Raw genomic sequence first — 24,545 nt, forward strand, 5'->3', positions numbered from 1 at the left:
GGTCGCGCTATGACGAAGCCATCCCTCCCCGAGCTCCTCCACGCCGCCGTGACCGCCGTCGGCGGTGTGGAGCGGCCAGGCCAGGTCACCATGACCGAGGCCGTCGCCGAGGCCATCGACGACAATTCCCATCTGCTCGTCCAGGCCGGCACCGGCACCGGAAAGTCGCTCGGCTATCTGGTCCCGGCGCTGGCGCACGGGGAGAGGGTGGTCGTGGCCACGGCCACCCTGGCGCTCCAGCGGCAGCTCGTGGAGCGGGACCTTCCGCGGACCGTCGAGGCGCTCCATCCACTGCTGCGCCGTCGGCCCGAGTTCGCCATGCTCAAGGGGCGTTCCAACTACCTGTGTCTGCACCGGCTGCACGAGGGCGTCCCGCAGGAAGAGGAGGACGGGCTCTTCGACCAGTTCGAGGCGGCCGCGCCGACGAGCAGGCTCGGTCAGGACCTGCTGCGGATGCGCGACTGGGCGGACGAGACCGAAACGGGTGACCGTGACGATCTCACCCCTGGTGTCTCCGACCGTGCCTGGAGCCAGGTCTCGGTCTCTTCCCGGGAGTGTCTGGGCGCCTCCAAGTGTGCGTACGGTGCGGAATGCTTCGCCGAGGCGGCGCGTGAGCGGGCCAAGCTCGCCGATGTCGTCGTCACCAATCACGCGCTGCTGGCGATCGACGCGATCGAGGGCGCGCCGGTGCTCCCGCAGCATGAGGTGCTGATCATCGACGAGGCTCATGAGCTGGTCTCGCGGGTCACGGGCGCCGCCACCGGCGAGCTCACTCCCGGCCAGGTCAACCGCGCGGTCCGCCGAGCGGCGAAGCTCGTCAACGAAAAGGCCGCGGACGTGCTGCAGACGGCTGCGGAGGGATTCGAGCGGCTGATGGAGCTGGCGCTGCCCGGCCGCCTGGAGGAGATCCCGGAGGATCTCGGGTACGCGCTCATGGCTCTGCGCGACGCAGCTCGTACGGTGATCTCCGCCCTCGGCGCCACCCGCGACAAATCCGTCCAGGACGAGGACGCGGTGCGCAAACAGGCGCTGGCCTCCGTGGAGAACGTGCACGGTGTGGCCGAGCGCATCACCCAGGGCTCCGAGTACGACGTCGTCTGGTACGAGCGGCACGACCGCTTCGGGGCGTCGCTGCGCGTCGCACCGCTGAGCGTCTCGGGGCTGCTGCGCGAGAAGCTGTTCGCCGAACGGTCGGTGGTGCTGACCTCGGCCACGCTCAAGCTGGGCGGGGACTTCAACGGCGTGGGTGCCTCGCTGGGGCTCGCTCCGGAAGGCACCGGAGGAGACGAGGTGCCGCAGTGGAAGGGCCTCGACGTCGGCTCACCGTTCGACTACCCGAAGCAGGGCATCCTCTATGTCGCCCGTCATCTGGCGACGCCGGGCCGTGAAGGCTCACGCGGCGACATGATGGACGAGCTCGCGGAGCTCGTGGAGGCGGCTGGCGGCCGCACGCTGGGACTCTTCTCGTCCATGCGGGCTGCTCAGGCGGCGGCGGAAGAGCTGCGCGGCCGGCTCGAGAAGCCGATTCTGTTGCAGGGTGAGGAGACGCTGGGTGAGCTGATCAAGTCGTTCGCCTCCGACGCCGAGACCTGCCTGTTCGGCACGTTGTCCCTGTGGCAGGGGGTTGATGTGCCCGGGTCCGGCTGTCAGCTGGTGGTCATGGACCGCATCCCGTTCCCGCGTCCCGACGATCCGCTGATGAGCGCTCGCCAGAAGGCGGTCGAGGAGGCGGGTGGAAACGGGTTCATGGCGGTCGCCGCGACACATGCGGCGCTGCTGATGGCCCAGGGAGCGGGGCGGCTCGTCCGGGCCTCGGGCGACCGCGGAGTCGTCGCCGTGCTCGATCCGCGGCTGGCGAACGCCCGCTACGGCAGCTTCCTGCGGGCGTCCATGCCCGACTTCTGGTACACCACGGACCGCAATCAGGTGCGGCGTTCGCTGGCTGCCATCGACGCGGCTGCCAGGGCGGACGGCACGTAGACGACTGCGTGAGCAGCCGTGCGTGGCCGGTCCTGAGGCAGAGCAGGACCCCGGGACCGGCGCAGTGGGTCCCGGGGTCCGGTCAGGGCGGGCGGGCCGTCAGACCCGCCGCAGGACCGCCACCACCTTGCCGAGGATCGTCGCCTCGTCACCGGGGATGGGCTGGTACGCAGCGTTGTGGGGGAGCAGCCACACGTGGCCGCTCTCCCGCTTGAAACGCTTGACGGTGGCTTCGCCGTCCAGCATGGCGGCCACGATGTCGCCGTTCTCCGCGACCGGCTGGCGGCGCACGGTCACCCAGTCACCGTCGCAGATGGCGGCTTCGATCATGGAGTCGCCGACGACCTTCAGGACGAACAGCTCTCCGTCGCCGACCAGCTGCCGCGGCAGCGGGAAGACGTCCTCGACCGACTCCTCGGCGAGGATCGGGCCGCCGGCCGCGATCCGGCCGACGAGGGGCACGTAGGAGGCCGCGGGCTTGCCCGTGGTGTCGGTCGGCTGGCTGCTGGGCTGGTCGGAGCCTCGGACCTCGTACGCCCTGGGGCGGTGCGGGTCCCTGCGCAGGAAGCCCTTGCGCTCCAGGGCCATGAGCTGATGCGCGACGGAGGACGTGCTGGACAGCCCGACCGCCTGGCCGATCTCACGCATCGACGGGGGGTATCCCCGGCGCTGCACGGAGTCACGGATCACCTCGATGACACGCCGCTGCCGGTCCGTGAGGCCGGAGCTGTCCGCCCGGATCCCTGGAGGTCGGCCGGGCAGCGAGCGGGTGGGCTTGGGCCCCTCCGGGGTCGTGGCTGCGTCATTCATGGCATGCACCGGCTCGAATCGGTTCTGGGAGCGGTCCTGGGCAGTGATGGTGGCACTGTCTGCGGTGGTGGTCACGTCGGCCCCTCTCGAAATGGTCTCCCTAGCTGGACAACGGTAGTTGGTTTCGAAAGGTTGCGCCAAACACACGTTCGAGTGAAAAATCGCAGATTTCCTGACGTCCCCGCTCGGCTGGGTGTATGTGCGAACGATCGAACCGCGAGGCGGCTCGCGCCTTCACGGTACGCTTCACCGCCGGTCGCGGTGAAGCGTGCCGTCACCGCGGAAGTGCTCAAGCGGTGATGCGGGTGCAGGGGTTGCTGCGCCGCGAAGTGGGCCGGGGTGGTTCCCAGTCTGGCATTCATCCGCCGCGATTCCGCGGAGCCGCGCGCCCCGCGTAGCCTCGTCGGGCGTTCGGACGCGCTGGGTGCACATGAGCGATACGGCCCGTGTGCGGCCGGGCCGCCGTCCTTCCGTCAGGCGACACGCTCTACCGCGCAAAACGCGCCCCACCACCAGATCTAGTGGTTGGATTGTGTGCGCCACCCAGAAGTTGTGGTCCCCCGTCCTTCAGGGGCGAGGGCATCGCCTATGCTTGTGGCTGCTTCACGGGGCTTCAACACACCTGTGAGGCCATTCAGTCGTGTCTGTGAGGGAGGGTTGGGAGCCATGCACTGCCCCTTCTGCAGGCACCCCGACAGTCGTGTCGTCGACAGTCGCACCACCGACGACGGAACGTCGATCCGTCGACGCCGTCAGTGCCCCGACTGCTCCCGCCGCTTCACGACGGTGGAGACCGCCTCGCTGATGGTGATCAAGCGCAGCGGTGTGACCGAACCCTTCAGCCGTACGAAGGTCATCTCAGGCGTGCGCAAGGCGTGCCAGGGACGGCCGGTCACCGAGGACGCCCTCGCCCAGCTCGGCCAGCGGGTCGAAGAGGCACTGCGCGCCACGGGCAGCGCCGAGCTGACCACCCACGACGTGGGTCTGGCCATACTCGGCCCCCTGCAGGAACTCGACCTCGTCGCGTACCTGCGCTTCGCGTCCGTTTACCGGGCGTTCGATTCGCTCGAAGACTTCGAGGCCGCCATCGCGGAACTGCGGCATGAGCGGCCTCCTGCTGAGGAAGGCGGAAGCCCCGGGGCCGTCGAAGTCCCCGTGCCCGCCACTGCCGCCGACTGAGCGACCGGCCGTACGGAACGGGTCGGGGGGCCGGCCCTGCCGGCCGGCTCAAAGCGGCGAAAGACCTGTCACGGGCGCTGTGTGCGGCGCCCGGGGCAACAGACACGAACTGTGCCACGGGAAGAACTGGGCACTTCAGGGCGTTTTCGCCCGTATATGGGAGGCGGCATGACCGAGACGACGAGCGGCCCGGCACGAGGGTCCCGAGCCAAGGGATCCAAGGCGAGCAAGGGCCTGCGTATCGAGCGCATCCACACCACCCCCGGCGTGCATCCGTACGACGAGGTGGTCTGGGAACGCCGTGACGTCGTCATGACCAACTGGCGTGACGGCTCGGTGAACTTCGAGCAGCGTGGCGTCGAGTTCCCCGACTTCTGGTCGGTGAACGCGGTCAACATCGTCACCAGCAAGTACTTCCGCGGGGCCGTCGGCACCCCGCAGCGCGAGACCGGTCTCAAGCAGCTGATCGACCGGATCGTGAAGACCTACCGCAAGGCCGGTGAGGACTACAGCTACTTCGCCTCGCCCGCCGACGCCGAGATCTTCGAGCACGAGCTGGCGTACGCCCTCCTGCACCAGGTCTTCAGCTTCAACTCGCCGGTGTGGTTCAACGTCGGCACGCCCCAGCCGCAGCAGGTCTCCGCCTGCTTCATCCTGTCCGTCGACGACTCCATGGAGTCCATCCTCGACTGGTACAAGGAAGAGGGCATGATCTTCAAGGGCGGCTCCGGCGCCGGCCTGAACCTCTCCCGCATCCGCTCCTCCAAGGAGCTGCTCTCCTCCGGCGGCAACGCTTCCGGCCCGGTCTCCTTCATGCGGGGCGCCGACGCTTCCGCAGGAACGATCAAGTCGGGCGGCGCGACCCGTCGCGCGGCCAAGATGGTCATCCTCGACGTCGACCACCCCGACATCGAGGGCTTCATCGAGACCAAGGTGAAGGAAGAGGAGAAGATCCGCGCGCTGCGCGACGCGGGCTTCGACATGGATCTGGGCGGCGACGACATCACGTCCGTCCAGTACCAGAACGCCAACAACTCCGTCCGGGTGAACGACGAGTTCATGAAGGCCGTCGAGTCCGGCGGCAAGTTCGGGCTGCGTGCCCGGATGACCGGCGACGTGATCGAAGAGGTCGACGCCAAGGCGCTCTTCCGCAAGATGGCGGAGGCTGCCTGGGCCTGCGCCGACCCGGGCATCCAGTACGACGACACCATCAACCACTGGCACACCTGCCCCGAGTCCGGCCGGATCAACGGCTCGAACCCGTGCAGCGAGTACATGCACCTGGACAACACCTCGTGCAACCTGGCCTCGCTGAACCTGATGAAGTTCCTCAAGGACGACGGCAAGGGCCACCAGTCCTTCGACGCCGAGCGCTTCGCCAAGGTCGTCGAGCTGGTCATCACCGCGATGGACATCTCGATCTGCTTCGCGGACTTCCCGACGCAGAAGATCGGCGAGAACACCCGCGCCTTCCGTCAGCTGGGCATCGGCTACGCCAACCTCGGCGCCCTGCTCATGGCGACCGGCCACGCGTACGACTCGGACGGCGGCCGCGCCCTCGCCGGAGCCATCACCTCCCTGATGACCGGCACCTCGTACAGGCGCTCCGCCGAGCTCGCCGCGGTCGTCGGCCCGTACGACGGCTACGCCCGCAACGCCGAGCCGCACAAGCGCGTCATGAAGCAGCACGCCGACGCCAACACCGCTGCCGTCCGCGTGGACGACCTGGACACGCCGATCTGGGCCGCCGCGACCGAGGCCTGGCAGGACGTCATCCGCCTCGGCGAGAAGAACGGTTTCCGTAACTCCCAGGCGTCCGTGATCGCCCCGACCGGCACCATCGGCCTCGCGATGTCCTGCGACACCACCGGCCTCGAGCCCGACCTCGCCCTGGTCAAGTTCAAGAAGCTGGTCGGCGGCGGCTCGATGCAGATCGTCAACGGCACGGTCCCGCAGGCGCTGCGCCGCCTCGGCTACCAGCCGGAGCAGATCGAGGCGATCGTCGCCCACATCGCCGATCACGGCAATGTGATCGACGCGCCGGGCCTGAAGACCGAGCACTACGAGGTCTTCGACTGCGCCATGGGCGAGCGTTCCATCTCCGCGATGGGCCATGTCCGCATGATGGCGGCCATCCAGCCGTGGATCTCGGGCGCGCTCTCCAAGACGGTCAACATGCCGGAGTCGGCGACCGTCGAAGAGGTCGAGGAGATCTACTTCGAGGCGTGGAAGATGGGCGTCAAGGCGCTCGCGATCTACCGCGACAACTGCAAGGTCGGCCAGCCCCTCTCCGCCAAGACCAAGGAGAAGGAGAAGGCCGCGGTCACGGAGAAGGCCGAGGAGACCATCCGGGCCGCGGTCGAGAAGGTGGTCGAGTACCGCCCGGTCCGCAAGCGCCTTCCGAAGGGACGTCCCGGCATCACCACCTCCTTCACGGTCGGCGGCGCCGAGGGCTACATGACCGCCAATTCCTACCCGGACGACGGCCTCGGCGAGGTCTTCCTGAAGATGTCGAAGCAGGGCTCCACCCTCGCGGGCATGATGGACGCCTTCTCGATCGCCGTCTCGGTCGGTCTGCAGTACGGCGTTCCGCTGGAGACCTACGTCTCGAAGTTCACCAACATGCGCTTCGAGCCGGCCGGGATGACGGACGACCCGGACGTGCGGATGGCGCAGTCGATCGTCGACTACATCTTCCGCCGCCTGGCGCTGGACTTCCTGCCCTTCGAGACGCGCTCCGCGCTAGGCATCCACTCGGCGGAGGAGCGCCAGCGTCATCTGGAGACGGGTTCGTACGAGCAGTCCGTCGACGATGTCGATGTCGATGTCGAGGGACTGGCCCAGTCCGCTCCGCGCCATCAGGACACGCTGAAGGCTGTCGTCGCTCCCAAGGCGGAGATCCCGGCCCCGAAGCAGGCGCACACCTCGGCGGAGCTGGTCGAGATGCAGATGGGCATCAGCGCGGACGCCCCGCTCTGCTTCTCCTGCGGCACAAAGATGCAGCGCGCAGGCTCCTGCTACATCTGCGAGGGCTGCGGCTCCACGAGCGGCTGCAGCTGAACATGAGCGCCTTCCAGGCGTGAATGACTGATCGAGCGGGGAGTCGCGTTACGCGACTCCCCGCTCGGCTGTACTGAACACCGGGGCTTCGGCGCTTCCCTTCCGTGGTGGCCTGGGTCACGCCCCGGAGGAAGCGTTCAGCCGGCGCCGCCGCCCATGACCGTGATGAAGGTCTGCGGATCAGCGTCGAAGCCCTGCACGGTCTCCCGGAACTCCCAGTCGCCGGCCGCGGTCCGGGTGAACTCGCAGATGACCGCGGCCCTCGACCCGGAGACCGCGGCGAAGTCGCACTTCCCCAGCTCGACATGGCCCTCCAGCACCCGCACCAGGGTGTTCGCCACATCGCCGAACACCCTGCGGCCGTCCCGCTGCTGGATGACCACGCCCACGACGACGCGTCCGTACGTCGCTGCCAGCCGGTGGAACTCGAGGGTCATCACCTCGTCGGAGCCGAAGCCCTGGCCTGTCCGGCTCTCCCTCGTCAGGGTGATCGTGCCGTCGGGCGAGCGACTGTCGAAGTGCACGACGTACGAGGGCTTGCCGTGAGGCGCGTCCGCCGGGTACGTCGCAGCGACGATGTCGAGATCGATGTCGGGCTCACCCAGGGGGCTGGGGTCCCACTTGAGTGTGACCTCGGCTTTCCCGACCCCCTTGTTGAGGCTGCTCACCTGATTTCCCTTCCCCGTAACTGCCAAGAGCTGTTGGTGCGTTGACCGTATCCGGTCAGTGCGGGATGCGGCGAGGCGGCCTCTGGCGCGGGACTTCCTCCCGGAAGTCCGCAATCGCGCTGCTGACCTGGCGGATCAGGTGGGTGTTCTCGATCCGGTCGAGGTACAGACAGCGGCGGGCGAGACCGTCCAGTTCGAAGGCGAAGCAGATCGACATCAGCGGATTGATGAACAGCTCACTGCCACGGGTGCGTGAGGTGAACCGCACATCGCCGAACGCCCCCTGCACCGCTGCCGCTATGGAGCCGTTCACGATGCTCGGATGGTCCGGTGTGTGCGCCTGCGCATGAGCCACCGCGTCGACGAACAAGGCGCCCTCACGCGTCGAGCGGGGCACCGAGAAGGCGCCGAGGTAGGCGCCGTCGGTCTCCAGAGCGGCGATGTTCTCCAGGACGAGGCCATGGCTCACCCCGTGGTACGCGTCGACCCCGAAGCCGACCGAGACGACCAGCCGCACGGGCACATCGATGCCGTACAAGGCGGCCACGCTGGTCATGTCCTCCTCGGGTGTCCCGAGTCCCGACTCGTCGCCGCGCATCAGGATGTCCGTGCCACCGTCCACGAGCACGACCGCGTCGATGTCGTACCGCTCGATCAGAGCCCGGTAGGCGTCGCGCAGCGGCTGGACGCCGGTGCGGGCGAGGGCGTGCACGGTGCTGGGATAGCCGTGCAGCGCGAGCCACTGCGCGAGGGTTCGCTCAGGGAAGTACGTCTGGTGCAGCGATGTTTCCGGGGTGATCACCGCGACATCGGGAGCGAGGAAGTCGTCCACGGACAGCCCTTCGATCGAGCTGAAGGTGAGATTCGCCAGGTGCACGTCCTTTCCCTGATGGAGGAGGGAGAGCGCCACGGGAAGCCCGGCGTAGACGTCGAAGCCGCCGCCCGCGCCCGCCACGAGGATCCGCTCGGCGGCATCGAGACGGGCGAAGAGCGGGTTGGTGTGCAGGGCTGTCATGCAGATCATTGTGGCGAGGCGGCACAGCCGGTTCGGGTGGTCTGTGCCGGAGAGTGACCGGCGCCACGTTCCGAGCCGTACGATGGCGCGGTGCTGGTCAAGTGGATTCGCTGCACCGTGGTGGACCGTCGAGGGTTCGAGCGGGGACAGCGGAAGTGGGCGGGGCTGCTGGGTGAGCCGGGTTTCCGTGGGCAGGGCGGAGGGTGGAGCCGAATACGGCCGGATGTGGCGCATGTATTCGGCTTCTGGGAGAGCCGCGCCTTCTACGACTCGTTCATGGCGCGCTCCCACGACCGGCTGGCGTCGGGGCAGTCGGGGACGTACAAGGACAGCCAGGCCAAGCTGTTCGACCACCGCTTCGATGTGAAGACGGGCTTCGAACCGCGGTTCACGGACGCCGACGTGGTGCGGGTCGCCCACTGCCGGGTCCGCGAGGACCGGATCGAGCACTTCACGCTGATGCAGGAGAAGGTGTGGAACCCGGCGATGGCCGGATCCCCGGGGATGGTGCGCGGGCTGTTCGGGGAGGCGGCAGGGAACGAGTTCCTGGTGATGTCGATGTGGCAGTCGGCGGCCGAGCACGGGAAGTACCGGACGGAGCGGGTCGAGCGGCTGCTGCTGCGCGCGCAGACCGAGGCCGACGTTTCCGCTCTCGCGGGGGATGTGGTGGAGCTGGAACCTTCCTGGACCGTGTGACTTAAGGTCGTGGCATGGCGCGACCGCGACGCATCGTCCTCGTCCGGCACGGCGAGTCGGAGGGGAACGCCGATGACACGGTGTACGAACGCGAGCCCGACCATGCACTCCAGCTCACCGCCACCGGCTGGGCGCAGGCCGAGGAGACGGGGGCACGGCTGCGGGAACTGTTCGGACGGGAGCGTGTGAGCGTCTACGTCTCGCCGTACCGCCGCACGCACGACACCTTCCGGGCGTTCGCCCTCGACCCCGAGCTGGTGCGGGTCAGAGAGGAGCCCCGGCTGCGGGAGCAGGACTGGGGGAACTGGCAGGACCGGGAGGACGTGCGGCTGCAGAAGCAGTACCGCGATGCGTACGGGCACTTCTTCTACCGGCTGGCGCAGGGGGAGTCGGGCGCCGATGTGTACGACCGGGTGGGCGCGTTCCTGGAGAGTCTGCACCGCAGCTTCGAGTCCCCCGATCACCCCCCGAACGTGCTCATAGTCACGCACGGGCTGACGATGCGGCTGTTCTGCATGCGCTGGTTCCACTGGTCGGTCGCGGAATTCGAGTCGCTGTCCAACCCGGGCAACGGGGAGATGCGGATACTGCAACTGGGGGAGAACGGGCGGTACACGCTTGACCGGCCGTTCGAACACTGGCGGACCCCGGAGTCGTACGGCGTCACGGGATAGAGTGGCAGGAAGATGACCGCTGACTCCTCTCGCGACCGGCGCTTCGAACGCGCCCTGGACAGCCTGCGTGGGCTGTCCGTGGGAGACGCCCTGGGCTCCCAGTTCTTTGTACCGACGAACTATCCCCTGCTGAAACGGCGCGAGCTGCCGCCGCAGACCTGGCAGTGGACCGACGACACCGAGATGGCCTGCTCGGTCCTCGCTGTGCTCGTGGACCATGATCGCGTGGACCAGGACGCACTCGCCCGGTCCTTCGCCGAGCACCACGACTTCGACCGGGGCTACGGACCGGCGGTCAACAGGATGCTCCGGCTGATCCGGGAGGGCGGCGACTGGCGCGAGCTGGCCGCCGAACTCTTCAAGGGCCAGGGCTCGTGGGGCAACGGATCCGCGATGCGGATCGCCCCGCTCGGCGCCTGGTACGCGGGCGACCCGGAACAGGCCACCCATCAGGCCGAGATCTCCTCGTACACGACGCACCAGCACCGCGAGGCCGTGGTCGGCGCCATGGCCGTGGCGGCGGCAGCCGCATTGGCGGGGAACCCCGCCGGACCGCCCACGCCCGAGGAACTGCTCGACGGCGTCGTGGACCTCGTGCCGCGCAGTGCGGTCGGGGCCGGTCTGCGGCGGGCCCGGGACATGCTCGACTACAGCGACGCAGGCACCGTCGCAGCGGTGCTCGGCAGCGGCCGGCGCACCAGCGCTCATGACACGGTGCCCTTCGCGCTGTGGTCCGCCGCACGTTCGCTCGGTGACTTCGAGCAGACGTTCTGGACGACGGCCCAGGTCGGCGGCGATGTCGACACCACCTGTGCGATCGCCTGTGGTGTGGTGGCGGCGGGTAAGGCCGGGCAGCCGCCCGCCGAGTGGCTGGAGCGTACGGAGGGTCTGCCGGACTGGGTGCCCGACGGCACCCGCTGAGCAGCCCTGCCCCCTCGACTAGGCCACATGTGAGAAGCCGCCCGGGCCTGCCGGGCGGCTCATGTGTCACGGTCCGGCTTCAGCCTCGCACGAGAGGGGGCGACCGGTGCCGCCAGGGCTACTCTGTCCGTCACGCCGCGCTGCTGATCATGGACGGGAGCGCGCCGACGAGACACCGGGTCGTACCGCCTCAGAGCCGTGGCGGGGTGATCCGGTCGGGAGGGGGTCCCGTGCCGGACGTACATGACACACCACCGCCGAGGTCCAGTGCCGGGCCGTCCAGGTCCGTGGCAGGACCGTCCGTACCCGGGCCCTGGGCGCCACCACCGCAGCCGCCCCGGCGCAGCAGCAGAACAGGCGCCCGCAAACCGGCCGCGGCGAGCGTTGCGACACTGTGGTGCGTACTGGCCACCGGGGTGCTCAGCGCATTTCTGCTCGGCGAAGGAGCCGGCCTCAATCTGCTGATCGTCGCGGTGCCCGCCGGACTCGGCGCGTACTTCGCCGCCAGGGCCGCCGGCCGAAGGCTGCGCCCGTGGACACTGGTGTGGGCACTCGGCGGCATCGCGCTGCTCGCCGTGCCCGTGCTGCGTGACGCCGGATGGCCGACGTTCCTCGCCGTCGTGTCGGCGCTGGCCCTCGCGTCGCTGGCGCTGAACGGCGGCCGTACCTGGCCGGGCGTGCTGCTCGGCCCGTTCGGCCTGCCGGCTTCGCTGGGTACCGGCATGGTCTGGGGATGGAACGGACTGCGCACCCACGCTGCCGGGTCGAACGGCCGCGTGGCGCCGGTCCTGCGCACCGGCGCGGTGGCGGCGCTGCTGGTGATCGTGTTCGGAGCGCTGTTCGCGGGAGCGGACGCAGCCTTTGCCGATCTTCTCGGCAACCTGATCCCGGACGTCTCGGTCGCCGACGGCCCCTGGCGTTTCCTGCTCTTCCTGGTCGGCCTGGTCGGAGCGCTCGCCGCGGCGCACCTGGCCGCCGCCCCCCTGCGCTGGGACCGCCTTGAGATACGACCCGGCCGGGCCCGGTCCCGCTGGGAGTGGGCGCTGCCGCTCGTGGTGCTCGACCTGCTCTTCGCCGTGTTCATAGCTGTCCAGCTCGCCGTTCTCTTCGGCGGCTACGACAAGGTGCTCAGCGAGACGGGACTGACGTACTCCGCATACGCGCGCCAGGGCTTCTGGCAGCTGCTGTTCGCCACCCTGCTGACACTCGTCGTGATCGCGCTTGCGCTGCGCTGGGCACCTCGCTCCGCGGCGGGCGACCGCACCCTGGTCCGTGCCGTCCTCGGGACGCTGTGCCTGCTCACTCTGGTCGTGGTGGCGTCGGCGCTGCGCCGGATGGATCTGTACGTCGATGCCTATGGACTGACCAGACTGCGGGTGTCCGTCGCAGCCATGGAGCTGTGGCTCGGACTGGTGATCGTCCTGATCATGGCAGCTGGGGTGTACGGCGTGAAGTGGCTGCCTCGCGCGGTAGCGGCGAGTGCCGCGGCCGCCGTGCTCGCGTTCGGCCTCGCCTCCCCGGACGGACTCGTCGCGGAACGCAACGTACAGCGCTACGAGCGCACCGGAAAGATCGACGTCGCCTACCTCCAGGAGCTGTCCGCGGATGCCGTTCCGGCCCTCGACGGGCTGCCCGAGCCGCTGCGCTCCTGTGCGCTGGACGGCATCGCACGCGCGCTGGAGGAGACGGACGACCCCTGGTACGCGACGAGTTGGGGCGAGTCCAAGGCGCGCGGCATCCTGGCCGATCGCGGCGCTCACGCCGATGACACTTCGTGCGACGCGTACGACTCCGACCGTTTCGACGAGTACGACGATCGGGAGGATCGCGGCGAGTGGGAGAAGGAGGGCGAGCTCGGCCCGTACGACCAATGAGAAGGAGCACCTCGCAGCAGGTCTGAGGCGCCGCGGGGTGCGGGTACGGGCCGTCCCCTCGCGCCGGCCCGTACCCAGGCAGCTGCGGCTACGAGGCCGGGCCGCCCGCGCCCGCTGTCCCGCTGAGTGCCTCCAGGTCGCTCGCGCGTACCCGCATGACGAACAGCGCGGTCAGGACGGCCAGGCCGACCAGGCCCACGCCGGCCCAGAACGCCGTGGCGATGCCCTCGGCGAGCACCTGATGGCCCCACGGCGGCGGGAGTTCATGCGTCGTGGCGAACTGCTCCTGTTGAGCCGGGGTCGACTCGGTAAGGAACGAGGGCAGTTGGCGTGCGGTTTCTTCGCGGCCGGCGGTGGTGAAAACCGTCATGAGAATCGACAGTCCCAGGGAACCACCGACCATCTGTGTGGCGTTGAGCAGACTGGAGGCCGCTCCCGACTCGTGCTGCGCCACACCCGACACCGCGGTGAGTGTCGCGGTCACGAACACCAGGCCCATGCCGAAGCCGAAGAGCAGCATCGGTCCCAGCACCGCGCCCGCATACGAGCTGTCCGGATCGATCACGGTCAGCCAGGCCATCCCGCTCCCGGCGAGCAGGGCGCCCGCTGTGAGGAACGGCTTGGGGCCGAACACCGGCAGCAGTCTCGAGGAGATTCCCGCAGCGGTCACGATCATCACGGTGACCGGCAGAAATGCAAGACCGGCGTCGATGGGGCTGTAGTCCAGTACGTTCTGCACGAACAGCACGATGAAGAAGAACATGCCGAACATCGCCGCGGCGAGGCTCATCATGATCACATAGGTGCCCGAACGGTTCCGGTCGGCGAACATGCGCAGCGGCGTGATCGGCTCCCGCGCCCGCCGCTCGGTGAGTACGAACGCGGTGAGAAGGACCGTCGCGGCGGCGAAGGCGCCGAGGGTCAGGCTGTCGCCCCAGCCGTCCTCGGAGGCCCGGATGAATCCGTAGACCAGGGACGCCATCCCGGCCGTCGAGGTGAGTGCGCCGGCCACATCGAACCGGCCGGAGTGCCGCTCGGACTCGTTGATGAACACCGGCGCGAGCGCCGCGATCAGGACGCCGATCGGGAGATTCACGTAGAACACCCAGCGCCAGTCCAGCCACTCGGTGAGCATGCCGCCGGCCAGCAGTCCGATCGCCGCGCCACTGGCGGAGACCGCGGCGAAGATGCCGAAGGCGCGGTTTCGTTCCGGGCCTTCGCGGAATGTGGTGGTGATGAGCGCGAGCGCGGTCGGCGATGCGATGGCTCCACCCACGCCCTGGAGCGCCCGGGCCGCCAGTATCTGCCACGGTTCCTGGGCCAAGCCGCACAGCAGCGAGGCGAGGGTGAAGAGCAGGACGCCGGATATGAACACCCGGCGGCGGCCGAGTATGTCACCGGCTCTGCCGCCGAGCAGCAGCAGTCCGCCGAAGGTCAGTGTGTAGGCGTTGACCACCCAGGACAGCTGGGTCGTGGTGAACTCGAGCGCCCCTTGGATATGCGGAAGGGCGATATTCACAATCGTTGTGTCGAGGACCACCATGAGCTGCAGGGCGGCGATGACGGCAAGCGCAATGCCCGGCCGCCCCTGCCTGCGGGCCGCCCCCGGACTGCTTGGAGCTGTTAACTGAGAAGTTGTCACGATGAGTCCCCCACAAACGAATTAGTGAACGTAGGCGTTCACTGTCCCGTCAACCGTAGAGAGTCCCTGCCTGTGAACGCAAGCGTTCACTAGGTGTCCTGTCCCCAACGGAGAGATGACCATGGCCACTTCGCGCTCGACAGCAGCCGCCGAGACGCCCCCGGCCTCGCTGCGCCGTCGCGGAGCCGTACTGGAACGCGCGATCCTCGATGCCGCCCTGGAGCAGCTGAGCACGGTCGGATGGAGCGGGCTGACGATGGAACGCGTCGCCGCCGGCGCGCAGACGGGGAAGGCTGCCGTCTACCGCCGCTGGCCGTCGAAGCAGGATCTTGTCGCGGACGCTCTCGAGGCCGGACTGCCGGTACTCGACCAGGCGCCCGACCACGGAGGAATCCGTGAGGATCTTCTGCAGCTCTGCCTCCGAGTGCGTGACGCCATGTTCTCCCCCACCGGCATCGCGCTGCGATCGGTCCTTCACGAATGTGACACGGCGAGCGCGCAGCGCTTCCAGGGGGTGATCTTCAATCGCGTTGTGGAGCCGTTCACCCGGCTGCTTCAGGACGTGGTGCGCCGCGGGGTGATGCGCGGGGACGTGCGTCCCGATGCCGCCGGGGACCTGGTCTTCGACGTGATCCCGGGCCTGATGATGTACCGCTCCAAGGTGTGCGGCAGCGAATGGCCGGACCAGGACGTCGCCGACATGATCGATCAGGTGATGGTTCCGCTGCTCAGCCCGCGCAACGGCTGATCGACGCTGCGCCGCCCATGACCGGAATCCGGTTGTCGCGGGTGGGGTCCGGCGGCGTACGCTTGCTGGCGCCATGCCGTACGAACCACCCACCCACACAGTCGAGCGCTCGATCCGGGCCACCACCGGCGCCAAGATCGTTGCAGGCGTGGACGAGGTCGGTCGCGGGGCCTGGGCAGGGCCGGTAACAGTGTGCGCGGCGATCACCGGACTGCGCCGACCCCCGGTCGGGCTCACCGATTCCAAGCTGATCAGTCCCAAGCGCCGTACGGAACTGGCAGGACAGTTGGAGTCCTGGGTCACCGCGCATGCCCTCGGACACGCCTCACCCGAGGAGATCGACGAGCTCGGAATGACCGCGGCACTGCGGCTCGCCGCCGTCCGCGCGCTGGACGGTCTGCCGGTCCGTCCGGACGCCGTGATTCTGGACGGCAAGCACGACTACCTCGGTGCGCCGTGGCTGGTCCGTACAGTGATCAAGGGTGACCAGTCGTGTGTCGCGGTGGCCGCCGCGTCGGTCATCGCCAAGGTGCGCAGGGACGCCATGATGGCGGAGCTGCTGGAGTGCGCAGATTTCGCCTTCGCGGAGAATGCCGGCTACCCCTCGCCCGTGCACAAGGCGGCACTCCGGACGCTGGGCCCCACCCCGTACCACCGGCTCTCGTGGTCCTATCTCGATGCGCTGCCCCAGTGGCGGCACCTCAAGAAGGTCCGGATCTCGCCGGAGGCGGCCGCACTGGAAAGCGGGGGCCAGCTCGGCTTCGACTTCTGAACTCACCCTTGCCGGCAGCACGGTCGCGCTTATGTGCCCACCCGCCGATGCCATCCGCACCGACGTTTGATAGATATCAACTCATGCCTCTCATACCCGAGGAGCCTCAGATTCACGAGAGTGCCCAGGGTCCCCGCGTTCCGGCCGCAGGCCGTACCGCGCCGACCCCTCGTCCCGTACCCGGTCCGCGTTCCGCGGCCTCGCCGCGTCCCGGACACCCGGGCCCCGGCCCGGCCCGGCCCACGCCCCCCGCGCAGCGCACCCACGTGGCTGCCGCGAAGCCCCAGCCGTCCCGGCCGGAGAATCGTTCCGGGCCGCAGGTTCAGGTGATTCCCGCTCCCGCGGACGGCGCGCTCGACGCCGCCGGCGAGGCGGTCGACCTGCTGCTCGACACCGGCCGTGCCCCGGGCGACGTGCTGGTGCTGACGACCGGTGAGCAGCACCCATGGGCAGCTCACGAGCTGTCCTTCGGCGAGACTGCCTACTGGGCCCAGCACGATGCCCGCGACGATGTCTTCTACGCGGACGCCGCCGCTCTGGGGCGCGCCTCGTCCCGGCCCGTCGTGGTGGTCGCGCTCAACGGGGGCCCGGACGGCGCGGCTGCCCACGCGCTGCCGGCCGCCATGCAGAAGGCCGGCGCGCTGCTGATCGTGTGCGGTGACCCCAAGTGGATCAGCGCCGTGCTCGGCATCGGCGTCTGAGCCGTCCTGCCGGTACGGACCCGACGGTCCGGTCGTGACCCGGCTGCCCATGTCGTGGGCAGCCGGTGGATGACGTCCTTCAGCGGGCTGCCGTGCGCCGAAGGGCGTCGGCGGCACCACTCGCGGTACGCAGGGGCAGCGCATCCGCCTCTGCCATGGCGTCGGCCGGATGCCCCGGCATCGACATCGAGCTGGGCCGGCGGCCGCCACGGCCTTCGCCCAGCACCTGCCAGCCGTCACTCGTCAGCGTGATGTACGCGCCGCAGCGCAGCCCATGCAGGGTGCAGGCGTCCCGCAGCCCCCACATCCACGCACCGTCCTCCTCCGTCCAGCGTTCGTCGCCTTCACGGCAGTAGAGCAGCACGGCCGTCCGCACCGGTGTGCGGCGGCGCAGGTCGTGCGGGATGACGCGGCGCAGGTGTGCCAGCAGCGCATTGCGCAGCTCCCAGCCGTCCGCCGGCGCGGAATGCCGGGAGAACGAGGCGCTGGCGGCGAGTCGTTCCTCGTGGTCGAGCACGGCGACGACAGCCGTCGAGGGCTTGGGGTGATGCCGCGTGTGCAGCGCACTGACCACCTCGCGCGGGTTGCCCAGGAGCGGGATACCTGCCGCAGCCCACTCGGCTGGCTCGAGCATCCTGGCGAGGCGGTTCGCGGAGTTCGCCGGTGTGGTGAACGAAGTGGCTGAGGACGGAGCGAATCCGAAGGTCACGTTCCTCCCTTCGCATACGCGCCCACGTGCGGGCAGGGTCGGGTGAGGGCGCGCCACGGCAAGGCCCTTCAGGACCCGAACGGGCCGTGCGGGGGAGCAGCCCCAATTGTTCCTGCCGCATGGGAATGCGGCAACGAGCAATTTGGCATGACCGGCAAGAATCGGCGGGTATGACGCTGATATCCCTGTCCTGCAGGCCCAACTGACCCTGGCGTCAGGTCTGAACGGCGAGGACCAGCGGAAACACCCCCTTCGCGCCCGCTCTGCGCAGCAGCCGTGCAGCGACTGCCAACGTCCAGCCGCTGTCCGCGTAGTCGTCGACCAGCAGCACCGGGCCGTCGGCGGCGGACAGCGCAGCGGCCAGCTCCGGCGGCACGGCGAACGATTCATGCAGCGCCCGCACGCGCTGTGCGCTGTTGGTGCGTGATGTCTGCACGTCCGAGGCCTCGGACACGTACTCGACACTGCCCAGCAGCGGCATCCGGCCGACCTCGGAGATCCGGCCGCCGAGCGATCCGACCAGGCGGGGCCTGCTGCGGGAAGCGACGGTGACGACACCGACCGGTCGCGGTGGCGCGTCGGATTCTCCGGAGGCCCAGCCGCCTGGACCCTTCGCCCAGTCGGCGAGCACGGTCACCACCGCGCCCATCATGTCGTCAGGGACCGGCGCGTCCGATGCGTGCGCGGCGAGCATCGGCCGAAGCCGGTTGCCCCAGCCGATGTCCGAGAGTCGCCCCAGTGCCCGCCCGGAGAACGACTGCTCGCCTTCCGGAATGCGGCCCTTGAGACTGACACCGACGGCCGCGAGCCCCGTGGGCCACATCTTGCGCGGCTCCACAACGACGCCCGGACGGCCCAACTCCCCTCGTGCGGCGTCCAGCGCGGCCGCCGACACCTTGTCGCTGAAACGCGCACCTGAGCAGTTGTCACACCGTCCGCACGGAGCTGCCTCCTCGTCGTCCAGTTGACGCCGCAGAAACTCCATCCGGCACGAGGTGGACCGTGTGTAGTCCCGCATCGCCTGCTGCTCGGACTCGCGCTGCCGCGCCACCCACGCGTACCGCTCCGCGTCGTAGGTCCATGGCTGTCCCGTGGCGGTCCAGCCGCCCTTGACCCGGCGCACCGCGCCGTCCACGTCCAGCACCTTGAGCATGGTCTCCAGACGCGTACGCCGCAGCTCGACGAGGGGCTCCAGGGCGGGCAGCGACAGCGGCCTGTCCGAACGGGCCAGCACGTCCAGGGTGCGGCGCACGAGCTCCTCGGGCGGGAAGGCGACCGAGGCGAAGTACTGCCAGATCGCCTCGTCCTCCTTGCCCGGGAGCAACAGCACTTCGGCGTGTTCCACTCCACGGCCCGCCCGACCCACCTGCTGGTAGTAGGCGATGGGGGAGGAGGGTGAGCCCATGTGCACGACAAAACCGAGGTCGGGCTTGTCGAAGCCCATCCCCAAGGCGGAGGTGGCGACCAGCGCCTTCACCCGGTTCGCGAGCAGGTCCTCTTCCGCCTGCTGCCGGTCGGCGTTCTCCGTACGACCTGTGTACGAAGCCACCGTGTGTCCGCACTGGCGCAGATACGCGGTGACCTCCTCGGCCGCCGCGACCGTCAGTGTGTAGATGATCCCTGAGCCGGGCAGTTCGCCGAGATGGTCGGCGAGCCAGGCAAGGCGGTTCGCGGCGTCGGGAAGCCGGAGCACACCCAGGCTGAGGCTCTCCCGGTCGAGCGGACCGCGCAGCACCAGGGCGTCCGTGCCCGCTCCCGTGCCCAGCTGCTCGGCCACGTCCGCCGTGACCCGCGCATTGGCGGTGGCCGTGGTGGCAAGGACCGGGACGCCTGCGGGCAGCTCGGCCAGCATCGTGCGCAGCCTGCGGTAGTCCGGCCGGAAGTCATGACCCCAGTCGGAGATGCAGTGGGCCTCGTCCACCACCAGCAGACCCGTGGCCGCGGCCAGCTTCGGGAGCACCTGGTCACGGAAATCGGGGTTGTTCAGCCGCTCGGGACTGACGAGCAGCACATCCACCTCGCCCGCGGCCACCTCGGCCTGGATGGTGTCCCACTCCTCGGCGTTGGAGGAATTGATCGTCCGGGCGTGGATGCCGGCCCGCGCCGCAGCCTCCACCTGGTTGCGCATGAGCGCGAGCAGCGGAGAGACGATCACGGTCGGTCCCGCACCCCGGGCCCTGAGCAGCGAGGTCGCGACGAAGTAGACCGCGGACTTGCCCCAGCCCGTCCGCTGCACGACAAGCGCTCGGCGCTTGTCGGCGACGAGCGCCTCGATCGCCCGCCACTGATCCTCACGCAGCCGGGCGGTGCCCGACCCGTCGGAGACGAGACGGGCGAGTACGGAGTCGGCGGATGCTCTGAGCTCTGCGGGGTCTGGGTTGGTCATGCCCCCATGCAACCTGATGGCACCGACAATGCGCGAACGCGGGCGTGAGCCTGTGGATAACGATATCCACAGGGGTCGCGCAGTCGGGTTCCGCGCGAGACCGTCGTGCCATGAATCAGCACCACGACCCCAGCGGCCCCGGCACCGACCAGCAGATCACCCTGCGCGGCCCCGCCGAACTGGCCGATGCCCTGCCGTACATGATGGGTTTCCATCCGAACGATTCCATCGTGCTCGTCGCCCTGCACGGTGACCACGGCCGCTTCGGCGGGCGGCTGCGGCTCGGTATTCCGCGCTCGCCGCGCGAATGGCAACCCGTGGCCGGGCAGCTTGCCGAGTGCCTGATCCACGGCTGTGAGCGCCGCGGCTCGCGACCCGACGGCATCGTCGTCTTCCTCTGCCAGGACCCGGCCGGCGAGGAGACGGGGCTGCAGGTCATGGAGCGGCTGCGTCCGCTCGCCCAGCGGCTGCGCACAGCGTGCGGTGCCCTCGACGTGCCCGTGTACGAGGCGCTGTGCATCTCCGACGGGCGCTGCTGGTCCTACTGCTGCCCCGATGCGCGGTGCTGCTCGCCCGAAGGCACCCCCCTGGCGCTGCCCGGCACCTCGGTGATGGCCGCCGCTGCCGCCTACGCGGGGATTCAAGTGCGCGGGAGCCTGAAGGAGTTGGAGGGACGGTTCGCGCCGGCGGCCGCGTCCGTCGCCCAGGAGCAGATCCAGGCTCTGGACGACGCGGGTGCGGCGCTGGTGCCGAGGATCCTCGAAGAGCAGGGCAGGCGGCAGGTCGCGGTGGAGACGCTCGAGCTTGCCCGGAAACTGGTCGAACGGATGGCTTCCACGCCGCTAGCGGGCGAAGGGGCAGCGGCCGACGTCGCGGACGACAGGCTGGTCACACCCCGCGAGGCTGCCCTGGTGATCCTCGGTCTGCAGGACCGGGAGACCCGGGACCGGGCGGCGGAGTGGATGGAAGGACCCGAGGCACCGGCCGCACTGCGCCTGTGGCGCGCCTTGTCGCGGCGATGCAGCGGTGCCTACTTCGAGCACGCGGCGGCTCCGCTCACCCTTGCCGGCTGGGTCTCCTGGTCGACCGGTGACGAGCCCGGCGCACGGGTCGCACTCGGACTCGCGCTGCGCGCCGATCCTGAGTACGTGTTTGCGCGACTGCTGCACCAGGTCTGCAACGAGGGGCTGGATCCGGAGACGCTGCGCAGCTGTCTGCGCCGGACACGCGATGAGCAGCCCTGCGCCGCGGTCCCTGACGCGCCTGGTACCCCGGACATTGCTGTCCCCACCGGCTCCCCAGGTCCTTCCGGAGCCTTCCCGACGCTCACCCTCCCGGGCGCCACGCGCCGGCGTCCCCGGCGGGTGCGCGCGTCGGCCGCAAAGCGGCAACGCGCGTCGGTCCGGACTCGTCCCGGTGCCGCCGCCGCTCGGACGCGTGCCCGCGCCGGTATGCGTTCGGGCAGGCACGGCGGGCAGCGCGGTGGCCGGGACGGGTGGTGATGGCATGACCCGCGGGGCCTCGGCCAGGCGATGCGTGACTCGGGCAGGGGTGCCGACGTTCATCGTCGTGGCGGTGTCGACCGACCCGTGCCGCCCGTCCTGCGGCGGCTGCTCGAAGTGCACGGAAGGCGCAGATCACGCATGGCCCCCACCGCACCTCGCCGACCGCTCTCCGCTCAGATCCGACAGCCCATCCGGCCCGGACCCGGTCGTGGGGATCCGGCAGGACGGAGGCCGCTGCCGGCGCCGGGGCGGCCCGCCGATGCTCCGCCGGTGCACCGCACGATCATCTGCGTCGCCCTGCCCTGCATGGCGATCCTGCCGGAGGACGGCCAGCTCGACGGCCATGGGATCGCGGGTGTCTACCACTCGGGCCGGCGATTGCTCTCCCGCAGTCAGTTGCGGATCTCCGGGTGTGAACCAACCCTGGTTCAGGGAAGGTTGGTCTCACCGGACCGCGCGACGTTCGTGGCCGTCGTCCGTACCTCGGCCGACGGCGTACCCGATCCGGACGTATCCGTGGAGCGGATGCGCGACGCCCTGGGAACGGAACGGATCACGCTGCGCAGCTTTGCGGCCCAGCCGCTCAAGCTCCCCGTGGAGGTGGCGCTCGGCACAGACCTCGCCGAGCTCGGCTCCGTCACCGCCGGCCGGTCCGGGCCGGAACTGGCCGCCAGCGTCCATGAATCGGGACTGCGCTGGTCGACGGACGACGGCGGCCACGCCGTCGTCACCGCCGATCCGTCGCCGCACGACGCCCTTGCCTCGGCCGGACTGTTGCGATGGGAGCTGGTGCTGCTGCCGGGCACCACCCAGACCATCGAACTGCGCGTGACGTCCGACAGGACCGAGCGTGACCGCCCCCTCAGCCGGGCCGGCCGAGCAGCCGACAGGTTCCTGCCGGAAGCACTGGCGGCGGGCGACGACCGCAGACTGCCCGCACTGCTCGGCACCGCGCTGGGCGATCTGCGAGCACTGCTGATCCGCGACCCCTCCCACCCCGCCGACATCTTCCCCGGCGCAGGCGCACCGTGGCGGTGTGGATCCGCGCCGGCAGAGGCGCTGTGGGCCGTGCGGATGGCGCTGCCGCTCTCCACCCGGCTGGCCGCAACCACCCTGCGCATGCTCGCCCGTACCCAACTCTCGGTCCAGGGGCCGGATTTCGGCCGGATCCCCGGACCGTTGCGGGACGCGGGCCCGCATCTTCCGCCGAGCTGTACAGGCATGGAAGCGACCCTCGCCTTCCCCGCGGTCCTGGCTGAGGCCTGGCGCTGGGGGATGCCCGAGCAAGAGTTCACGGAGCTCGTACCGGCGGCGGAGCGTTGTCTGCAATGGCTGCGGCAGGCTGCGGGCGACGAGGGACTGCTTCCCGAACCCGGCGCGGCGGGTGTACTGCGCTCCGACACCCAGGCGCACGCGCACCGGGCCGCGATCCTCGGTGCGGATGTGCTGGAGGCCACCGGCCGTCCCGGGGCCGAGGACTGGCGGCAGTGGGCCGGTGCGCTGAGAGACCGCTTCCAGGAGGACTTCTGGATCGACGACCGCACCGGAGGCCGTCCCTTGGCGGCCAGGCTGCCCGGCGGCCGACCGCTGTCGCTGCTCGGAAGCAGCGCCGCTCATCTCCTCGACACAGGGCTGGTGGGCGGCGGTCGGTCGGCCGCCGGATTGCTGGACAAGGACCGGACCGAGCAACTCGCCCGGCTGCTGGGCGGGCCGGCACTCGACAGCGGCTGGGGTCTGCGCAGCCTCGGCACCGGAGAACCCGGGCACAACCCCTTCGGGCACCGGTCCGGAGCCGTGCGGGTGCATGAGACCGCTGTCGCCGTGGCGGGACTGGCCGCCGCCGGCCACGAGAAGGAGGCGTCGTCCCTGGTGCGCGGTCTTGTCGACGCGTCCGAGGCGTTCGGTAACCGCCTGCCCGAGATGTACGCGGGCCGGCAGCGCACGGCGGACGGTGTGCCGGTGCCGCATCCCGCGGCGTGCCGGCCGGCGGCAGTGGCCGCCGCCTGTGCGCTCCTTCTGCTGACCGCGCTCGCCGGGATCCGCCCGGACGCTCCTGCCCGCATGGTTGCGCTGCGGCCCATCCGCTGCGTGCCGCTCGGAGCCGTACAGATCTCCGGGCTGCGGGTGGCCGGGGAGCCGTTCGCCGTGCGGATCAGCAGGCGGGGGCTCGCCGTGGTGGAGCAGGCGGCAGAAGGGCTGCAGCTGGGGGTGTGAGCCGGCGCGGCCGCAACGCCGGGGCGCACGGGCCCAAAAGAGTCGCCGCAGGTGGCGAAGGCTGTGTTTATCGTCAGGCAGACGACTATGATCGCGGCATGTCGCCCTACGACCCGTCGGCCTTTCCGCCCTTCGCCGTCACTGTCGATCTGGTCGTGCTCACCGTGCGCCGTCATGCGCTCTGTGCGCTCGTTGTGCGCCGTGGGGAGCCTCCGTTCCAGGGCAGGTGGGCGCTGCCGGGAGGCTTTGTCCGGGGTGACGAGGATCTGGCGGCAGCGGCGGCGCGCGAGCTTGCCGAGGAGACCGGGCTGTGTGCACACGACCCGGCATCCCCGGCACCGGGAAACGGCGCGCATCTGGAACAGCTTGCGACATATGGCGACCCCAAGCGCGACCCGCGGATGCGGGTGGTGAGCGTCGCGCATCTCGTGCTCGCCCCCGACCTGCCGGCCCCTCGCGCGGGCGGGGACGCGAACAGTGCGCGCTGGGCTCCTGTCGAGGATCTCCTCGGCCAGGAGAACGGCGTGGTGCGCGAGGACGAGCAGCACGGACCGCTCGCGTTCGATCATGCGCGGATCCTGGCGGACGGAGTGGAACGGGCTCGTTCCAAGATTGAGTACTCCTCCCTGGCCACCGCCTTCTGCCCGCCCGAGTTCACGGTCGGCGAGCTGCGGAGGGTGTACGAGGCGGTGTGGGGCGTCGCTCTCGACCCCCGTAACTTCCACCGCAAGGTGACGGGCACTCCGGGCTTCCTCGTCCCCGCCGGCGGCACCACCACCCGCCAGGGAGGCCGTCCCGCCCAGCTGTTCCGGGCCGGCGGGGCCACGGTCCTCAATCCGCCGATGCTGCGCCCTGAGGTCTGAAGCACTCCGCCGGAAACTCACGGCGCCGGACCTCTGACACCCGGGCACTTGACCGCTGCGCAAAAAGTCTGAAATGTCGCGTTATCGTGCTGCGGTACCCGTGCTGCCGCTGAGCGGTCCCACCTTCC

At 69.8% G+C, this 24,545-nt stretch carries 19 protein-coding genes; 13 read left to right on the top strand and 6 right to left on the bottom strand.

Features of this window, described 5'->3' with window-relative positions; all coding sequences use genetic code 11:
* Positions 1–9 precede the first annotated feature (9 nt).
* The gene (locus ABZ208_RS12075) at positions 10–1,980 is read left to right on the top strand and encodes an ATP-dependent DNA helicase (RefSeq protein WP_356909376.1); all 1,971 of its coding nucleotides are present in this window, start codon (positions 10–12) and stop codon (positions 1,978–1,980) included.
* Between the two features lie 99 nt (positions 1,981–2,079).
* On the opposite strand, the gene lexA is transcribed toward ABZ208_RS12075, so the two are convergent.
* Positions 2,080–2,865, bottom strand: coding sequence for a transcriptional repressor LexA (gene lexA / locus ABZ208_RS12080; RefSeq protein ID WP_328395638.1), 786 nt, complete (start codon positions 2,863–2,865; stop codon positions 2,080–2,082).
* Positions 2,866–3,456: 591 nt separating this feature from the next.
* Between lexA and nrdR the strand changes: the two genes are divergently transcribed.
* The gene (gene nrdR / locus ABZ208_RS12085) at positions 3,457–3,969 is read left to right on the top strand and encodes a transcriptional regulator NrdR (protein WP_356909377.1); all 513 of its coding nucleotides are present in this window, start codon (positions 3,457–3,459) and stop codon (positions 3,967–3,969) included.
* A 168-nt stretch (positions 3,970–4,137) separates the two neighbouring features.
* Positions 4,138–7,029, top strand: a complete 2,892-nt coding sequence (locus ABZ208_RS12090) for a vitamin B12-dependent ribonucleotide reductase (RefSeq protein WP_356909378.1) — start codon at positions 4,138–4,140, stop codon at positions 7,027–7,029.
* 137 nt (positions 7,030–7,166) lie between these two features.
* Here ABZ208_RS12090 and ABZ208_RS12095 read toward each other — a convergent pair whose 3' ends face one another.
* Both ABZ208_RS12095 and ABZ208_RS12100 read right to left on the bottom strand, forming a co-directional pair.
* Positions 7,167–7,697, bottom strand: a complete 531-nt coding sequence (locus tag ABZ208_RS12095) for a TerD family protein (RefSeq protein WP_356909379.1) — start codon at positions 7,695–7,697, stop codon at positions 7,167–7,169.
* Positions 7,698–7,752: 55 nt separating this feature from the next.
* Positions 7,753–8,712 (bottom strand): DUF1152 domain-containing protein, encoded by a 960-nt coding sequence (locus ABZ208_RS12100; RefSeq protein ID WP_356909380.1) that lies wholly within the window; start codon positions 8,710–8,712, stop codon positions 7,753–7,755.
* Positions 8,713–8,802: 90 nt separating this feature from the next.
* Between ABZ208_RS12100 and ABZ208_RS12105 the strand changes: the two genes are divergently transcribed.
* From ABZ208_RS12105 to ABZ208_RS12120, 4 genes are all read left to right on the top strand, one after another.
* Positions 8,803–9,408, top strand: a complete 606-nt coding sequence (locus tag ABZ208_RS12105; protein WP_356909381.1) for a YdbC family protein — start codon at positions 8,803–8,805, stop codon at positions 9,406–9,408.
* A 14-nt stretch (positions 9,409–9,422) separates the two neighbouring features.
* Positions 9,423–10,082, top strand: a complete 660-nt coding sequence (locus ABZ208_RS12110; RefSeq protein WP_328395628.1) for a histidine phosphatase family protein — start codon at positions 9,423–9,425, stop codon at positions 10,080–10,082.
* Positions 10,083–10,094: 12 nt separating this feature from the next.
* Positions 10,095–11,003 carry an ADP-ribosylglycohydrolase family protein gene (locus tag ABZ208_RS12115; RefSeq protein WP_356909382.1) on the top strand — a complete coding sequence of 303 codons (909 nt, stop codon included), beginning with the start codon at positions 10,095–10,097 and terminating at the stop codon, positions 11,001–11,003.
* A gap of 392 nt (positions 11,004–11,395) precedes the next feature.
* Positions 11,396–12,877, top strand: a complete 1,482-nt coding sequence (locus ABZ208_RS12120; RefSeq protein WP_356909453.1) for a DUF4173 domain-containing protein — start codon at positions 11,396–11,398, stop codon at positions 12,875–12,877.
* Positions 12,878–12,965: 88 nt separating this feature from the next.
* Here the strand turns inward: ABZ208_RS12120 and ABZ208_RS12125 are convergent, their stop codons facing one another.
* A complete protein-coding gene (locus ABZ208_RS12125) occupies positions 12,966–14,519 on the bottom strand; it encodes an MFS transporter (RefSeq protein WP_356909383.1) in 1,554 nt (517 codons plus the stop codon).
* A gap of 121 nt (positions 14,520–14,640) precedes the next feature.
* Between ABZ208_RS12125 and ABZ208_RS12130 the strand changes: the two genes are divergently transcribed.
* From ABZ208_RS12130 to ABZ208_RS12140, 3 genes are all read left to right on the top strand, one after another.
* On the top strand, positions 14,641–15,267 hold the full coding sequence (locus ABZ208_RS12130) for a TetR/AcrR family transcriptional regulator (RefSeq protein ID WP_356909384.1): 627 nt from the start codon (positions 14,641–14,643) through the stop codon (positions 15,265–15,267).
* A gap of 73 nt (positions 15,268–15,340) precedes the next feature.
* The gene (locus ABZ208_RS12135; RefSeq protein ID WP_356909385.1) at positions 15,341–16,039 is read left to right on the top strand and encodes a ribonuclease HII; all 699 of its coding nucleotides are present in this window, start codon (positions 15,341–15,343) and stop codon (positions 16,037–16,039) included.
* Positions 16,040–16,122: 83 nt separating this feature from the next.
* A complete protein-coding gene (locus ABZ208_RS12140; RefSeq protein WP_356909386.1) occupies positions 16,123–16,740 on the top strand; it encodes a hypothetical protein in 618 nt (205 codons plus the stop codon).
* A 79-nt stretch (positions 16,741–16,819) separates the two neighbouring features.
* On the opposite strand, the gene ABZ208_RS12145 is transcribed toward ABZ208_RS12140, so the two are convergent.
* Both ABZ208_RS12145 and ABZ208_RS12150 read right to left on the bottom strand, forming a co-directional pair.
* A complete protein-coding gene (locus tag ABZ208_RS12145) occupies positions 16,820–17,449 on the bottom strand; it encodes a hypothetical protein (RefSeq protein WP_356909387.1) in 630 nt (209 codons plus the stop codon).
* A gap of 214 nt (positions 17,450–17,663) precedes the next feature.
* Positions 17,664–19,835, bottom strand: coding sequence for a RecQ family ATP-dependent DNA helicase (locus ABZ208_RS12150; protein ID WP_356909388.1), 2,172 nt, complete (start codon positions 19,833–19,835; stop codon positions 17,664–17,666).
* Between the two features lie 110 nt (positions 19,836–19,945).
* Here ABZ208_RS12150 and ABZ208_RS12155 point away from each other — a divergent pair, with 110 nt between their 5' ends.
* The 3 genes from ABZ208_RS12155 to ABZ208_RS12165 all read left to right on the top strand — a co-directional run bounded on the left by ABZ208_RS12155 (position 19,946) and on the right by ABZ208_RS12165 (position 24,417).
* Positions 19,946–21,337, top strand: coding sequence for a DUF4192 domain-containing protein (locus tag ABZ208_RS12155; protein WP_356909389.1), 1,392 nt, complete (start codon positions 19,946–19,948; stop codon positions 21,335–21,337).
* Between the two features lie 309 nt (positions 21,338–21,646).
* Positions 21,647–23,554: a glycogen debranching N-terminal domain-containing protein gene (locus ABZ208_RS12160; RefSeq protein WP_356909454.1), complete on the top strand. Its 1,908-nt coding sequence runs from the start codon at positions 21,647–21,649 to the stop codon at positions 23,552–23,554.
* Positions 23,555–23,652: 98 nt separating this feature from the next.
* Positions 23,653–24,417 carry an NUDIX domain-containing protein gene (locus ABZ208_RS12165; RefSeq protein WP_356909390.1) on the top strand — a complete coding sequence of 255 codons (765 nt, stop codon included), beginning with the start codon at positions 23,653–23,655 and terminating at the stop codon, positions 24,415–24,417.
* Positions 24,418–24,545 lie beyond the last annotated feature (128 nt).

Origin of the sequence: Streptomyces sp. NPDC006208, assembly GCF_040613775.1 — a bacterium.
In the GTDB taxonomy this organism is placed as follows: domain Bacteria; phylum Actinomycetota; class Actinomycetes; order Streptomycetales; family Streptomycetaceae; genus Streptomyces.